The organism is Providencia rettgeri, assembly GCF_013702265.1.
GTDB classification, from domain to species: Bacteria; Pseudomonadota; Gammaproteobacteria; order Enterobacterales; family Enterobacteriaceae; genus Providencia; species Providencia zhijiangensis.
The window spans coordinates 964,586-979,635 of sequence record NZ_CP059348.1 but is presented as its reverse complement, the minus strand read 5'-3'; the positions used below and the strand labels follow the sequence as shown (position 1 = coordinate 979,635).

Annotated in this window: 17 protein-coding genes, 1 tRNA gene, 1 other RNA gene and 1 pseudogene; 15 read left to right on the top strand and 5 right to left on the bottom strand. The window is 40.2% G+C overall.

Features of this window, described 5'->3' with window-relative positions; translation table 11 throughout:
* Positions 1–119: 119 nt before the first annotated feature.
* From H0913_RS04380 to H0913_RS04340, 9 genes and pseudogenes are all read left to right on the top strand, one after another.
* Positions 120–407, top strand: a pseudogene (locus tag H0913_RS04380) (transposase); the annotation flags it as partial.
* A gap of 422 nt (positions 408–829) precedes the next feature.
* Positions 830–1,702, top strand: coding sequence for a GTPase family protein (locus tag H0913_RS04375; RefSeq protein ID WP_181478036.1), 873 nt, complete (start codon positions 830–832; stop codon positions 1,700–1,702).
* A 91-nt stretch (positions 1,703–1,793) separates the two neighbouring features.
* Positions 1,794–2,219, top strand: a complete 426-nt coding sequence (locus tag H0913_RS04370) for an antirestriction protein (RefSeq protein WP_181478035.1) — start codon at positions 1,794–1,796, stop codon at positions 2,217–2,219.
* 240 nt (positions 2,220–2,459) lie between these two features.
* Positions 2,460–2,894: an antirestriction protein gene (locus H0913_RS04365; RefSeq protein WP_181478034.1), complete on the top strand. Its 435-nt coding sequence runs from the start codon at positions 2,460–2,462 to the stop codon at positions 2,892–2,894.
* A gap of 101 nt (positions 2,895–2,995) precedes the next feature.
* Complete coding sequence (locus H0913_RS04360; RefSeq protein WP_181478033.1) at positions 2,996–3,832, top strand: DUF932 domain-containing protein; 837 nt, start codon at positions 2,996–2,998, stop codon at positions 3,830–3,832.
* Between the two features lie 627 nt (positions 3,833–4,459).
* Positions 4,460–5,194, top strand: a complete 735-nt coding sequence (locus tag H0913_RS04355) for an outer membrane protein (RefSeq protein ID WP_181478032.1) — start codon at positions 4,460–4,462, stop codon at positions 5,192–5,194.
* Positions 5,195–5,335: 141 nt separating this feature from the next.
* Positions 5,336–6,199 (top strand): hypothetical protein, encoded by an 864-nt coding sequence (locus tag H0913_RS04350; protein WP_181478031.1) that lies wholly within the window; start codon positions 5,336–5,338, stop codon positions 6,197–6,199.
* Complete coding sequence (locus H0913_RS04345) at positions 6,192–6,584, top strand: hypothetical protein (protein ID WP_181478030.1); 393 nt, start codon at positions 6,192–6,194, stop codon at positions 6,582–6,584. The genes H0913_RS04350 and H0913_RS04345 overlap by 8 nt, the downstream gene beginning before the upstream one ends.
* Positions 6,581–6,943: a hypothetical protein gene (locus H0913_RS04340; protein ID WP_181478029.1), complete on the top strand. Its 363-nt coding sequence runs from the start codon at positions 6,581–6,583 to the stop codon at positions 6,941–6,943. The genes H0913_RS04345 and H0913_RS04340 overlap by 4 nt, the downstream gene beginning before the upstream one ends.
* Positions 6,944–7,150: 207 nt before the next feature.
* On the opposite strand, the gene H0913_RS04335 is transcribed toward H0913_RS04340, so the two are convergent.
* Together H0913_RS04335 and dnaQ are read right to left on the bottom strand one after the other, a co-directional pair.
* Positions 7,151–7,227: transfer RNA gene (locus H0913_RS04335), tRNA-Asp, on the bottom strand.
* Positions 7,228–7,349: 122 nt separating this feature from the next.
* Positions 7,350–8,111, bottom strand: a complete 762-nt coding sequence (gene dnaQ, locus H0913_RS04330; RefSeq protein ID WP_132496201.1) for a DNA polymerase III subunit epsilon — start codon at positions 8,109–8,111, stop codon at positions 7,350–7,352.
* A gap of 54 nt (positions 8,112–8,165) precedes the next feature.
* Here dnaQ and rnhA point away from each other — a divergent pair, with 54 nt between their 5' ends.
* Positions 8,166–8,636 carry a ribonuclease HI gene (gene rnhA / locus H0913_RS04325; protein WP_181478028.1) on the top strand — a complete coding sequence of 157 codons (471 nt, stop codon included), beginning with the start codon at positions 8,166–8,168 and terminating at the stop codon, positions 8,634–8,636.
* Positions 8,637–8,648: 12 nt separating this feature from the next.
* Here the strand turns inward: rnhA and H0913_RS04320 are convergent, their stop codons facing one another.
* Positions 8,649–9,374: a class I SAM-dependent methyltransferase gene (locus tag H0913_RS04320; protein ID WP_154602720.1), complete on the bottom strand. Its 726-nt coding sequence runs from the start codon at positions 9,372–9,374 to the stop codon at positions 8,649–8,651.
* 34 nt (positions 9,375–9,408) lie between these two features.
* Between H0913_RS04320 and gloB the strand changes: the two genes are divergently transcribed.
* The 4 genes from gloB to H0913_RS04300 all read left to right on the top strand — a co-directional run bounded on the left by gloB (position 9,409) and on the right by H0913_RS04300 (position 12,794).
* On the top strand, positions 9,409–10,161 hold the full coding sequence (gloB, locus tag H0913_RS04315) for a hydroxyacylglutathione hydrolase (RefSeq protein ID WP_154602721.1): 753 nt from the start codon (positions 9,409–9,411) through the stop codon (positions 10,159–10,161).
* Positions 10,162–10,243: 82 nt separating this feature from the next.
* Complete coding sequence (mltD, locus tag H0913_RS04310; RefSeq protein WP_154637987.1) at positions 10,244–11,623, top strand: murein transglycosylase D; 1,380 nt, start codon at positions 10,244–10,246, stop codon at positions 11,621–11,623.
* A gap of 526 nt (positions 11,624–12,149) precedes the next feature.
* The gene (gene tomB / locus H0913_RS04305; RefSeq protein ID WP_154602723.1) at positions 12,150–12,518 is read left to right on the top strand and encodes an Hha toxicity modulator TomB; all 369 of its coding nucleotides are present in this window, start codon (positions 12,150–12,152) and stop codon (positions 12,516–12,518) included.
* Between the two features lie 72 nt (positions 12,519–12,590).
* On the top strand, positions 12,591–12,794 hold the full coding sequence (locus H0913_RS04300; RefSeq protein ID WP_004905417.1) for an HHA domain-containing protein: 204 nt from the start codon (positions 12,591–12,593) through the stop codon (positions 12,792–12,794).
* A 364-nt stretch (positions 12,795–13,158) separates the two neighbouring features.
* Here H0913_RS04300 and ffs read toward each other — a convergent pair.
* Positions 13,159–13,255, bottom strand: an RNA gene (ffs, locus tag H0913_RS04295) — signal recognition particle sRNA small type.
* Positions 13,256–13,435: 180 nt separating this feature from the next.
* Positions 13,436–13,894, bottom strand: a complete 459-nt coding sequence (locus tag H0913_RS04290; protein WP_154637986.1) for a YbaY family lipoprotein — start codon at positions 13,892–13,894, stop codon at positions 13,436–13,438.
* A gap of 238 nt (positions 13,895–14,132) precedes the next feature.
* Between H0913_RS04290 and tesB the strand changes: the two genes are divergently transcribed.
* Positions 14,133–14,999: an acyl-CoA thioesterase II gene (tesB, locus tag H0913_RS04285; protein ID WP_154637985.1), complete on the top strand. Its 867-nt coding sequence runs from the start codon at positions 14,133–14,135 to the stop codon at positions 14,997–14,999.
* Positions 15,000–15,050 lie beyond the last annotated feature (51 nt).

The following is a 15,050-nucleotide window of genomic DNA, read 5'->3' as shown; positions in this document are numbered from 1 at the left end:
AACCTAATTAATTTTATTAAGCATTATCCTATCATAAATTATTTTGTAAGGAAGACTAAAAACCTACCACAGAAGGGATTGTCAGAATGTCGTAACGAGCAATTTCTGAAGGTGAAAATATGACAGGTAGCAGATTACGGATCAGCGATGAACTCTGAAAAAATAGCACTGCTTATTCCTGAGCACAAAACTAATCATCCGCTCGGCACTCACCGTAAACGAGTTGATAACCGAACTGCCATGAATGCCATATTCTTTGTACTCAGAACTGGCTACCAGTGGAACGCCCTGAATGCCACGGGATATGTTCTTCGAGTTCTACACATCGTCGCTTCCTTGAATGGCGTGATACCGGTGTCTTTGAACGCTTTTGGCAAAACGGTTTGCTTGCATGTAAACAGCTGGACGGTAGGCTCTAAGTATATGCTACAGCTGCTACATGTAGCAGCTGTAGCAGCTGTAGCAGCTGTAGCAGGTTACCAATTTTTATTTCACAAGCATCAATGAAAAAATTTATTCATCATCAATCTTATTTACTATATTCAAGTCACCCCCACAATTTAGTCATATATTCAATCTGTTGAGTAACCTTAGTAAAGCGTATAACCCCCAATCGCTGACTATCTTCATTGAGCAAGCAGGAGTATTGATTATTCCATTTGATAAAGAATTAGGTAGCTAAAGAGACCCCTGATAGAAAGAACATATAGATAATCTAGTGTAAGCGACTCATGATATATTTAATAAGGGCAACTCAGTATTACAAAAAATCTCAGATATATATTATCTCCTTGAATAACTATCATTTTCTTTTATTTCAAGGTATAATATGCATCAGAACGCTCACTTTAAAACCCTCCTATCGACTCTACCGACTTCATTCCAAACCTCTTTTTTCAACCAACTCAGTCAGCTCATCAACTACTCTCCCATCATCGGTTTGATGGGTAAAACGGGAACGGGAAAATCCAGTCTTATCAACGCATTATTCCAATCGCCCTTATCGCCTGTGAGTGATGTTTCAGGCTGCACACGCCAAGCCCAACGCTTCAGCATGACGATGAACAACCATACTCTCACTTTTGTAGATTTACCCGGCGTGGGGGAAAGCCTTGAGCGGGATAAAGAGTACCACCAGCTCTATCGCAACTTATTACCAGAATTCGATTTAATCATTTGGGTACTCAAGGCCGATGACCGAGCATGGTCTTCTGATGAACAGTGCTATCGCTTTCTCACGCAGAAATGCGGTTACCAACCTAATCAATTTCTATTTGTCTTGAACCAAGCCGATAAAATAGAGCCTTGTCGCCAGTGGGATGAATACAAGCATCAACCATCCTCAGAGCAGACCTATAACTTAAAATTAAAGCAACAAGCCGTCATAACCGCCTTTAAGCCACATCATCCTGTGATAACAGTTTCTGCGGTCGAAAACTATCAACTCACTGAATTAGCAGAGCAACTCATACAGGCGTTACCGGCGCAAGCCAGTAGCGGAGTAGCTAGGCAACTGAGCAGCGCTTACCGGACGCAATCGGTGGAGAACACCGCACGTAACGATTTTGGGCAATGTGTCAGTGATATCGTCAATACTCTGATAGATATCCTTCCCCTGCCTGCATTAATAAAAGGAACGATGAATACAGTCAAAAATAGCATCGTATCCGTTGCTAAATCCCTGTGGAGCATATTCTTTTAGCTTCTTACATTAATACAACATTGATGACATCAAGCGCCAGTCCTTAACGGGATTGACGCTTTTTTATTTCTTTTTCTTGGAGTATCAACTGATGAATAATACAACTGAATCCGCTATTGCAATGACACTCGTCCCCAATGAACAACGCCTGGATTTTTGGCTCAACCACTTCGGGAGTGTGAAAGGCTGGAGCACTTTTGAAGTGGTCATCTTTACCACTATGGGACAGTTTTGTGAGGACTACCACGGCGGGTATTGGGAATATTGTACCTTATCCAATGGTGGCGCCTTTATTTATCCCGATTTACCTCAAGAGACACTGACGCTATTCAATCCTCATAACGGCAATGAGGCGAACGTTAGCTGTGAAGCGGCAGGGATTGCTGTGTGTTTGATGATGTACAGTTTATGGTCATTTCAAACGGAAAGTGACATCCTCATCGATCGCTTTTATCAATTGCGTGATTATGCGGCGCAACACCCAGAACGTTCCGCCATTTTCCATCTAATCGATTAACCAAGTCCTTATTTACGCCTTCGTATTATCTGATTCATTATAAAAGCATCATCAGACTAACCCATTAATTAACTTACATTTATTTTTATATCTATATTATTTTAGTGAATCAATCATCAGAATGAGTCACTAAAAATGATACTCAATATACCTATCATTTCTAGAAAGCTCTGCACCGCAAGGTGTAGGGCTTTTTTGTTTATTACTGTCTATCAATATCGACTGAATTGGAGTTCTATTATGTTTACTTTACAAGAGCAAGAATCAACTGTTATCAAAACCAACCTCGTCAATTCCCGTGGTCGTAGTACCTTCTGGCGTTTTTACTTTGGTACTGTGCCAGACTGGCAACGTATTGAAGGCGATATCTTTAACATGATGGATAAGATGTGTGAGGTCTATCAAGGTGCTTTCTGGGAGTTCAGTATGCTGTCTAATGGCGGCGCATTTATCTGGCCTGATATGCTCGAAACCTCCCTGCAAATGTTTAACCCGCATAATGGTAACGAGGCTGAGTTAAGCCCTGAAGCAGCCGGTATCGCAGTCTGTCTAATGGTGTATAGCATCTGGTCGTTTAAAACCGAGAGTTCTGTGCTGGTAGAGTATTTTTACCAACTTCGTGACTATGCGATGCAACATCCCGAGCAAGCACAAATCTTTCACCTAATTGACTAAGTTATTGATAACGCTTTAATACAGCGTCCACCAGCTTATCACCTCACTTATTTCCTTTATCTTATTTTAATTTATCAGTGTTATCACTGAGGAGGCCCCCTATGTCTCGTTTAGCTTCTCGCTTTGGTGCGGCGAATAGCATTCGCCGTGACCGCCCGTTAACTCTCGAAGAGTTATTTCGCACAGTACCCAGTGTGTTCTCTGAAGAAAAGCATGAATCTCGTAGCGAAAAGTATACTTATATTCCTACGATTACCTTATTGGATAGCCTGCAAAAAGAAGGCTTTTATCCATTCTTTGCATGCCAAACTCGTGTGCGAGATGACAGCCGTCGTGATCATACTAAGCATATGTTACGGCTCCGACGTCATGACCAAATTACGGGTAGCCAAGTGCCTGAAATCATCTTACTTAATAGCCATGATGGCTCCAGTAGTTATCAAATGTTACCGGGCTTTTTTCGCTATGTTTGTCAAAATGGGCTGGTTTGTGGCGATACCTTTGGGGAGGTCAGAGTTCCCCATAAAGGTAATGTCGTCGATAAAGTGATTGAAGGGGCTTACGAAGTGTTAGATACGTTTGATGCTATCGCTGAAAAACGTGAGCAAATGCAGTCCTTACTATTACCGCCACCAGCACAACATGCCTTGGCGCATGCGGCTTTAACCTATCGCTTTGGTGAGGAACATCAACCAATAACTGAAGCTCAAGTCTTACAACCTCGCCGTTTTGAGGATAAGAAAGACGATCTTTGGACAGTGTACCAACGATTACAGGAAAATTTAATCAAGGGAGGATTATCAGGCAGGAATGCCAAAGGTAAACGCGCTCGCACGCGTTCAGTGAATGGAATTGATGGGGATATTAAGCTTAATAAAGCGTTGTGGGTACTGACAGAACAAATGCATGCTCATTTTGCTGGACGCGAACAACTATAGCCACAGTATACGTTAAATAATTGGATCTTACGGTGAACGCGATGAAATTATCAGAACGGCAACTAAAAACCTTGAGTAATGTGAAACTCAATTATGGCTCACTCTGCAACAAAAGGACACTCAACTCGCTGGAGAAAAAAGGCTTAATCCACTGGCATACATCAAACCATTGGGTCTTAACGGAGTTCGGTTTTCATATCTATAACATGAGTAAACGGCGTTGCTTATAAAGCGTTAGCGCTAACATAAAGACTTATCCCGTATTTTGGTACTTGATAATATCGAGCATACCAACCTATTCAAGAAAGGAGAGCATTCTTTAAACATCATTTTATTCCCTTCCATTTTGACTCACTTTCTCATCAACTCTTTTTCTTATTTAAGCACCGAAACAACAGTTGATCGATTACGCCGATCGATAACCGTTTATTGATAGACATGATCGATATCGCCGATCGTATTTCAATTATTGATAGGTAAAACAGATCGATTAAGTTAAACTATCTCACGCTAAATTATCTTTATGTCAGTGATATTAAGGTGATTGAGTCAAATCTTTCATGCCTTCCACTGATATAACGCGATTCAACCATACTTAATGTGATATTGATTAAAAGGAAATCAATCATGAAAAAAGCGTTTATTGTTCCCGCCCTAATGGGGTGCATTTCATTACCAGCATTCGCTAACACGGATGACAGTAAAACGGGGCTTTATATCACGGGTAAAATGGGCGCATCCATTGTGCAAATGTCCGACCAGCAATTTGTCTACAGCGGCTATGCTGATGCCGGTGATAATGGTACAAAAAATGGAGATAGCCATCGTACGGGGGTATTTGGTGGTGGACTTGCGTTGGGTTACGACTTTTCCAGTCAGTTTGATATCCCTGTTCGAGCTGAATTGGAATTTATGGCGCGTGATAAAGCGAATTCAACCTACAACATCCGCGACCGTGTGCGTAATGACGTACATCAAACTCGTGATATTAAAAACCAAATCAAACTCAATACGTTAATGGTCAATGGATACTACGACATTAAAAATAGCTCAAATTTCACGCCGTATATCTCTGTCGGGCTAGGCTATGCGGCCATAGATTTTAAAACCACCCGCGCTGATGCTTATACTCCAGGACTCTCTCTGCATGATACTCATACGCATACCGCCAATAACTTTGCCTGGAGTGTCGGTGCGGGGGTGAACTATGCCATCAATGACGATTGGGATATGGGTCTAAGTTATCGCTATTTAGATGCTGGAAAAGCCGACATCACGACAGCGGTAGGCGATGGGGAAAACACCTCAAAAATCAAAGTGAAGGCCAATGACATCATGCTTGGTTTGACTTACCGATTCTAATCTCTGGCATTCAGCCTTAAAGATTACCCTCAACTTACCTAGCCAACATGCATTTTTGATGTTGGCTATTTTATTGATTAAACAAAAAAATAACCGCGGTTAAATTTTCCCACAGAATAATTGTAATAAAAAGAGGTTCAAATGAATTCAATTAATCATATTCGTTTAGGTGTTGAACGAATTTTTTTCATCATTAGCCTAGTGCTAGTATTCGGTTTTACAGCCATCATCGCCAATCACTATAAGGTCGACTTATTTATTGGTAAGCCCTTAATGTATCTACTGTATTACCTTATCGCGATGTTAGCTCCACTCTTGATTTCTCAAATATTGTTGTGGGTCATTTATGGGTTTAAGGGTATCCCTTTCCGTTTAATGCTAACGCGAAAAATTTTGGCATTCGTCTTCGCTTTCATCGCCTCTTTATGTGTTATCTACTTATTGCTCATCGGGATTATTCCTTTTATGGTTTTTGACCATGCTTTAATTTTTATACTTTATGAATACTTTTTTATTTTCCTCCTTTTCGCCTGCCTTATCGGACTGAGCGCTGGCGTTATTGTCTATATCCATACCGTTAAAAATGTATCCCATCCATTTCAATACCCGCATCCTATTTTCCGTTTAATGACATTCTTAGCGCTATACCTTGTCATTATGAATGTCTTAGCGATAGGCATTGGCAACCAAATCAATCTCAATATCATGGTGATTCTAGCGGGTACCATCGCAGGTTATGTGGGGTATTGGGGGCATGGCTTCCTACAACAATACACAGCAACGCGTTCTCGGAAACTCAGGATAACCCTGTCAACAATCATTTCCCTTGTTATCTTAGCGCTACTGGTACTCCTTAACGTTCTATTGCCTAACCGATTAAATATGTTCGGATTATTCCTGCTATTTTTTATCGAACTGGCTATTGCAATCACATTAGGTCGACTCACCTATCAGAAAAACAACCATCAGAAAGACGGTTCAACAATGAGGATAAGTCATGACTAAATACATCTTCATTTTCATGGTGTTTTGCCTCAATTTTACCGCGAGCGCCTTTAACACGAATGTATTTGATACCGCCATCGATAAAAGTGGTTTTACACCAATGTGTAATAACCAAGCGATTGCCGATAAAGATTGTCGTGTTGACGATTACCTCGAGGGACGTTATGTCGTCACGAGCACAGTGAATCTGGGCGCTAAATGTGCCTTCGTAATTGCCGAAGTGATTGATAGTCAAACCAACCAACTATTTAGTACCTCGACTGGCGATTGTGAAGACGGCCCTCTCGATATCTATTACCGCTTATCCCGTATTAACAAAAAAGTGTGGCTGGATGCTTACAGTCAAGGAAAACACATTGACCATGTGGAGGTTATCTTTCAATGAAAAATCGCACATTAAACAGCCTTCCTTTTGTGGGAATTATCGCAATCGTCACATTGGGGATTTATTTCGGCAAACAAACTAAACCAACTTATCGAGATTGTGTCCAACTCAACTCATCTGCTGCCAATACGCTTCAGATTTATGATCAACCCGATAGGGCTTCCAAGTCTATCAACTATCAGCCCACATCAGGAAAAGAACAATTCTGGGTCGCTAAACGAACAGCTGATGAACAATGGGTACAACTCTACCATGCCATAACACTTTTTGATGATTTACCTGAATCAGCTAAACTCGGATGGGTTAGTACCACGAATATAAACACATTGGGGATATTTGAGTGCATGACTAAGAATTAGCTCTCATGATAAAATAATAATTGAAGGTGGGTAACCTCACCTTCATTATTGTCCATCTTAATTAGAGTTCACTATATACCTGTATTGCGTCCAATACTCACTAATGCAATTGAAGGAGAACCAAAATAAAATGGCATACTGGATGGCATACCATAATAACCTCAAAAACAAAAACGCCATGCTAATCAATAGCATGGCGTTGCAATATGGCGGAACGGACGGGACTCGAACCCGCGACCCCCTGCGTGACAGGCAGGTATTCTAACCAACTGAACTACCGCTCCGAAGTTCCCTACTGGGAACGCCAAGCATATTACGAATACTTGATATGACAGTCAACTCTTTTTCTTGAAAAATCGTACGGTTGAGCAGTTTTTAGCCTTATCAGATCACAAAACTGTCGACCTTAATGAAGAGTTTCGTCATCTTGCTCAGTTTGCCGCCATAAACAGGGTTTTCCCCCTTTTTTATCCACGATATCTAAGCGGGCTTCATGCTCTGCAATTTCTTCATCAGAAGCATAAATAATTTTTAATCCACTGACTGGACGCTCAATACGTTGAATTTCATTGGCTTGCTCTGTATTGCTGGATTCAGACTCCATTGAAAATGCAAGAGAGGTCTGCCCCCCTGTCATCGCTAAGTAGACGTCAGAGAGGATCTCAGCATCGAGTAAAGCGCCGTGCAATGTTCGCTTGGAGTTATCGATAAGATATCTATCACATAAGGCGTCTAAGTTATTACGTTTACCGGGGAAAATCTTGCGAGCTAATACTAAGCTATCGGTAATGGTGCAGAATTCGGAGGTTGGAGGAATGCCTCTGTTGAGCTTACGAAACTCGTAGTCCATAAAACCGATATCGAAGGGCGCATTGTGAATGACGAGTTCTGCACCGCGAATAAATTCGATAAATTCATCGGCTATATCGGCAAATACCGGTTTGTCTTGCAAAAATTCATCACTGATTCCGTGGACTTCAAAAGCTTCTGGGTCAACGAGACGGTCTGGTTTGATGTACACATGGAAATTGCGTCCTGTTAAGCGGCGATTAATCACCTCTACAGCACCAATTTCAATGATATTGTGCCCTTCATAATGAACACCAAGCTTGTTCATACCTGTGGTTTCAGTATCGAGGACAATTTGTCGGGTTATCGCCGTGCTCATAATGTTTTTTTGTGTCAAACTAGAAGTTGATGAATAAGGAAGAGTGTAACAGAAATGACAAAGCAGGTAGAAATTTTCACTGATGGGTCTTGTTTAGGTAACCCAGGACCCGGCGGATACGGTATCGTACTTCGTTATCAGCAACATGAGAAAACACTCAGTGATGGTTTTTTCCTCACCACCAATAATCGCATGGAATTACTCGCGGCAATCGTTGCTTTAGAGTCACTTACCCGACCTTGCGATATTATCCTGACCACCGATAGCCAATATGTACGTCAAGGGATCACTCAATGGATCCATAACTGGAAGCGTCGCCAATGGAAAAAAGCGGATAAATCGCCAGTGGTCAATGTGGATCTTTGGAAGCGTCTCGACCAAGCAATTACGCGCCATACTATCGATTGGCGCTGGGTAAAAGGTCATGCGGGGCATGCGGAGAATGAAAAGTGTGATGAATTAGCTCGCGCCGCGGCCAATGCGCCAACAAAAGAAGATACAGGCTACCAGCCTAATCAAGAATAGTCAGGTTCAGACTTAACGAAGTTGCTTCGATTTACTGATTTCTTTCGTTGCACCCAACGCTGTTGAAATTTTCACCTTAGGCTGCTTAAATTTCAAGGGCGTTGGCGTTAATGGATATGTCCGTTTTCTTGCAACAATCACGCTGATCACGCCAATTCCACCACAACGTTTATTGACCCGTTTTTCCGATGAAACCCAAGGAAGCACTTGGCAGTTTCGGTGATATAGCACCTCATAATTGAGCAACCCTAGCCAATCAAATACCCGGAGAGAAGGGAAAAAACGGCTACAGTAAGGCTGCTGCTTACGCAAAATAGGCACTAATTTAGCCATTCCTGCTAGGCTAAATGGGTTAAACCCCGATAAAATCAGCCAACCATCATCGATCAATACCCGATCAACTTCCCGCAAGATCCAATGCGGATCATGACTATAGGCAAGTAAATGGGGCATTAAACAGGCATCAATAGTCTTATCCGCAAAAGGCAGAGCTTCGGGATTTGCTGCGACATCAAATACGTGAGGATCTTCACCTAGCGTGAATTGATGAGGGATCATGCACTCTTTAGTGTGGATTTCTGTACTCAAATGACCTAATTTAAGCAGGTGAAAACCAAACATTTTTTGCCACCAAGGCGCTAACTGGGCTTCCAAGGCTTGGCGATAGTGTTCACCAAAAGGAATATCAGACCAACTGGCGGGCATTTGAATCTTTTCTTCAATACGCGCAGGTTTCATAACATTCCCCTTAAAAATCGGATCGAGGTTGATTATGGAGTTAATTCGAGTACCAGCGTTAAATGATAATTACATTTGGCTACTAGCAAACAACCAGCAGTGTATCATCGTTGACCCTGCTGAGTCAGAGCCGGTTCTCTCAATATTAACGGCTAACCAATTGACCCCTGTTGCAATTTTACTCACCCATCATCATAACGACCATACACAGGGTGTGAAAGAAATTATTGCCCAATATCCAAAAATCCCTGTATTTGGCCCCCAAGAAACCTTAGTTAAAGGGGCTACAGAGTTGGTGTGCGATGGAGATTCCGTCACCATTGGTGACTTCAATTTTCAAGTCATCGGTCTCCCAGGTCACACGCTTGGACATATTGGTTTTTACCAAGCTCCTTACCTATTTTGTGGCGATACATTATTTTCAGCCGGTTGTGGGCGGATCTTTGAGGGTACTCCCGCTCAAATGTATCAATCGATTCAAAAAATTGCAGCACTTCCTGATGATACTCTCATCTGCTGTGCGCATGAATATACGCAGTCTAATTTACAATTCGCTCATCATATTTGGCCTGAAAATGAGACAATTACGAATTATTCCGAAAAAGTAAGAACTTTGCGCAATAATCAGCAAGCAACAGTACCTAGCACATTGAAAACTGAGAAAAATATCAACATTTTTTTACAGTGCGAAAACCCTGAATTGCAACAAAAACTGAACATTAATATGACAAATCCATCATTACGAGCAGTTTTTACATTATTACGCCAATTAAAAGATGAATATTGATGTATAATTATTGTCAATAACAGCTAAAGCCAGTATTATCTGGTCAACTTTTAAACATTAAAAACAAAGAAAAACAGAGCTAATGAAGATAATCGCGACCCTCATCGCCATTGTTTTGCTTGCGGGCTGTCAAGGCACTTCCAAAGTCACCGTTAAGCAACCAAAATCTTCAGCCAACCACTCAATTGACACTGTTGCATCCCATAACCAAGCAGCAAGTAGACAGGTTTCCAAAGTCGATCATGACCTTTGGGGTTATATTAGTGGTGAACTGAAGATGGATATCCCCGAAAACGCAACAATTCGGGAAATGGCCAATAGTTACTCCAATAAACAAAGTTTTATCTATGATGTGGCAGTAAGAGCAGAGCCTTACATGTACTTAATTGTAGATGAAATCAATGATCGCAACTTACCAATGGAATTAGCCTTAATTCCTGTCATTGAAAGTTCATATAACCCTAAAGCCACTTCCCCTGCACAAGCGGCGGGTCTTTGGCAAATCGTTCCCATCACGGCACGTTCATATGGGTTAAAACAGACGCAGTGGGTTGATGAGCGACGCGATGTTGTGACATCCACAAAAGCAGCGTTAGATCTCCTTGAAAATCTGAACATTATGTTTGGTCACGATTGGGAGCTCACACTTGCTGCTTATAACTGCGGTGAAGGTTGCGTACAAAACGCGATTAAAAAGAATGAAGCTGCTGGCTTACCAACAGATTTTTGGTCTCTTCAATTACCTAAAGAAACCAAACAATATGTTCCGAAGATCCTTGCGCTTAGCCAAGTGCTAAGACAACCAGAACGCTATCAAGTCAGATTACCAAAAAGCAATAAGAATAGAGGGTTAACGCAAGTTGATGTGGGACAACAAATCACATTGACTCAAGCTGCTGAATTAACAGGTTTAACGGAAGAATCCATTAAAACCTATAATTCGGGTTATACCCGAGGCGTTACGTCACCAAATGGCCCGCATTATATTATGTTGCCAACCGCAAAAGCTGAGCAGCTAAAAGTTTCACTGACGGATCAAGACGTATTAAATGATATTCGCAACGCGGTAGCACAAAATCGTTATGCGCAAGCCGCAGCCAGTAACATCCAGACAGCAAAAGCGAGCTCAAAGCAAGCTAAAACCTTTAGTTATAAAGTTCGCAAAGGCGAATCTATCGCAAGTATTGCTAAGAAATTCAATACAACTGCAAAGAACATCCAACAGTTAAATGGGTTAAAAACAGCTAAAGCTAACATCGTTCCAGGACAAACATTAAAAATTTCAGGTACGACACCGACCAGCAATAACCGTAAAGGTGGAACCTACAAAGTCAGAAAAGGCGATACTTATTACAGCATTGCTAAACGTCATGGAATTAAACTTAACGACCTGATGAATTGGAACTCAGGTGTTAAAATGGCAGATTTAAAGCCAGGTGTTACATTGAATTTATATCTTTAAATTAAATATTTCAAAAATCCCCATAAAGGTTAAACCTTAGGGGATTTTATATTAAATAAATTTCAATGATTAGAAATAAACTATTTAATTAGGTTTAATCTCGATATCAATCTCGATCACAATTTTAGTTGTAACATATCGTCTAAATACACTTAATTGTCTAAACCGCACAATATCATTTACATTCTTCATTAGAGTGTGATAGAAAAATAATTAGCCCGATTTTTCCTAGTCCTCTTACGGCTCCCTCCATAAAAAAGTCATTATTGGGTGGTGACTTATGAAATAAAAGTGCTATTATTATTGATGTGGCGAAAGCAATCTGAGCAATCAGTTTATATTTGAATATTACTTTTATATTAGTGACAATCTAAAAACTCTCTCAATTAGTGATAATCTTATATTTATCAATATACTAACTATGTTTGCTTATATTGAAAACAGATGCTTATATTTAGTTGATATGACATTATTTTTGATACAAAAATACGCAAAGTAAAAGTCAGATTCGCCCATGGAGGTGATTATGGATGAATACTCACCCAAGAAACATGATATAGCCGAATTAAAATATCTGTGTAACAGTTTGAATAGAGACGCAATATCAAGTTTACAAAAAACAAACACCCATTGGGTAAATGATCTTAGTTCGCCACAAAGCATCAGTCTCAATGAGCTCGTTGAGCATATTGCAGCTTTTGTCTGGCGATTCAAAATCAAGTATCCAAAAGAAAATCTCGTTATTTCTCTTGTTGAAGAGTATCTTGACGAGACATATAATTTATTTGGCAGCCCAGTAATTACTTTCAGCGAAATCATTGACTGGGAAAGTATGAATCAAAATCTTGTCGCCGTGCTCGATGATGATCTAAAATGCCTGACAAGTAAGACATAGAATCACCATTTACCTTTAATTTCACTATCCCATAGTATATTTTAGGTTATCGACACATAAAGAAAGGGCGTTATGACCAAATCCGATTATCTGATGCGTTTAAGAAAATGCACCACTATTGAAACACTTGAGCGCGTCATTGAGAAAAATAAGTATGAGTTATCTGATGATGAATTAGAGTTATTTTACTCTGCAGCAGATCATCGTCTTGCCGAACTCACCATGAATAAACTTTACGATAAAATCCCAGCATCTGTTTGGAAGTTTGTTAGATAAATACTTATTTACGCGCATAGATAGTGAATGGTTATAGCCGGTAATACTTTATCGGCTCAATGAAAATTCCTTATTTATCTTAGTTAGTATTCACCGAATACTGACAGCCTCTTTATATCCTTTTATTTTTGCCTTTCCCTAATCCCAATTAATTTAACATTTCATGCGATAATAGCTATTTCGATATCAATTTAACCATTGTAAATATCAATTAAGAATAGTAATCAATTTCTTATTATTAAAATATATTAAACCAAGCGTGATAATAACAAGAAAGCATAGCCAAAAGACAATAGCTGTTGTTACTGAAAATGTGATTGATGAAAACGAGAATATGAAGAGAGGATTTAATATTGGGTGGGAGCCCTGCCAGCGACATCCCGGCACACACGACCCCTGCTATGGCTGCTTCCTTCCGGACCTGACCTAGTTAACAAGTTAGCGTTGCGGGAGAACCAACAGAGCCCCCATTGATTGCTTCTTTCAAAGCACGGGCATTATGCTTGATAGATAGTTAAATAGCAAGAAAGTGGCGGTCAAGTGCTGTTTTATTACACAAAAATCTGAATGGCTATTTAATACAGTTTGGTATGAACAATAAATATTGGCAGGAATTAATACTTACTAATAAGAAGCAACCACTAGTTAGCAGGAACCAGTAGTAAATCAATATTTTCAACCATGCCATTGTTGATCACTTCGGTCGACGATTCTGTAATATAGACTAATTTTCCATCAACGTGTAACGTCGCACTAACCGTGATTTTAGCTTGGTTTCTTATTTCATTTTTGTGGTATGTCAGCTGATACGGAAGCGTCACTTGATTGTTCAAGTTAGTATAGTGCTTTTGAGATAATATCAGCGCTGGTAACTCAACAAATGAGTTATCTACCATGGTAACCGTAATATCCACGTTTTCAGATAATCCTTTATTTTTAGCAATAAGGATATTTCCGCTGATCGTACCAATGTCTACCTGCTGATTTTCGCGATTACTTTTCCCTTTCACCCTTTTTTCAGGGGGATTGGCGTTGTTCCCTTCGCAACCTACTAAGAAAATAAGTATCAACGAACTAATCACGTAGCGATAGAATGTCATTATAATTACCTGTAATATTTTGATTTAACTAGACATTTCAATATGATTATTCTTGATATATTAGAGTTTATCTAAACTTAGAAAATTATATCTAATACAAATTAAATAATGAAATTATATTTCAAATTGTAACCAAAAACGATTGTCAATTAATCCGTACACAAACTGCCTACCTATTTCTGTAGATTAATGGGAAAATAGCTGCATCTGATATTTTTTAACCATCTTCAAGGTAACTATGAGCACAGAATTACAAAACTTAATTAGCCTAATTAAACTCGAAAAAATTGAAGAAGGTATTTTTCGGGGGCAAAGTGAAGATCTTGGTTTGCCGCAAGTTTTTGGTGGACAAGTTGTTGGACAAGCCATGTATGCAGCGAAACAAACCACACCCGAAGGTCGCATCATAACCTCATTTCATAGCTATTTTCTGCGCCCAGGAGACAGCCAAAAACCGATTGTTTACGATGTAGAAATTTTGCGTGATGGTGGCAGCTTTAGTACACGTCGTATTAGCGCCATTCAAAATGGTAAACCGATCTTCTTTATGACCGCCTCATTTCAAGAACAAGAATACGGGTTTAACCATCAAAATTTAATGCCCGATGTCCCCGCGCCAGAGCAATTGATTTCACAGGATGAAATCATTCAACGCTTCGCAGACCAGCTTCCCGATGCTGTCAAAAAATATGCACTGCGCCCTAATCCTTTCGAGTTTCGCCCGATTCAATTCTATAGCCCGTTTGATAGCGCACCTCAAGAACCATTTCGCTATATTTGGTTTAAAGCGAAAGGAGAGCTTCCCAATACACCAGAGTTACATGACTACTTGCTAGGCTACGCATCGGATTACAATTTCCTTCCCGCTGCATTACAGCCTCATGGCCGCGGCTTTATGGAACGCGATTTACAAGTGGCTACGATTGACCACTCAATGTGGTTCCATCGCCCTTATCGTATTGATGAATGGTTACTGTATGCTATTGAGAGCCCTTCTGCTTCTGGTGGGCGTGGCTTTGTTAAAGGGCAAATTTATAATCAACAAGGGGATTTAGTGGCAACTACGGTACAAGAAGGGGTCATTCGTAAGAGAAAACCTCGATAATTTCCCGATTTATATCAGCCCGAAAAAAGTAAGTCATTACTTACTTTAAAA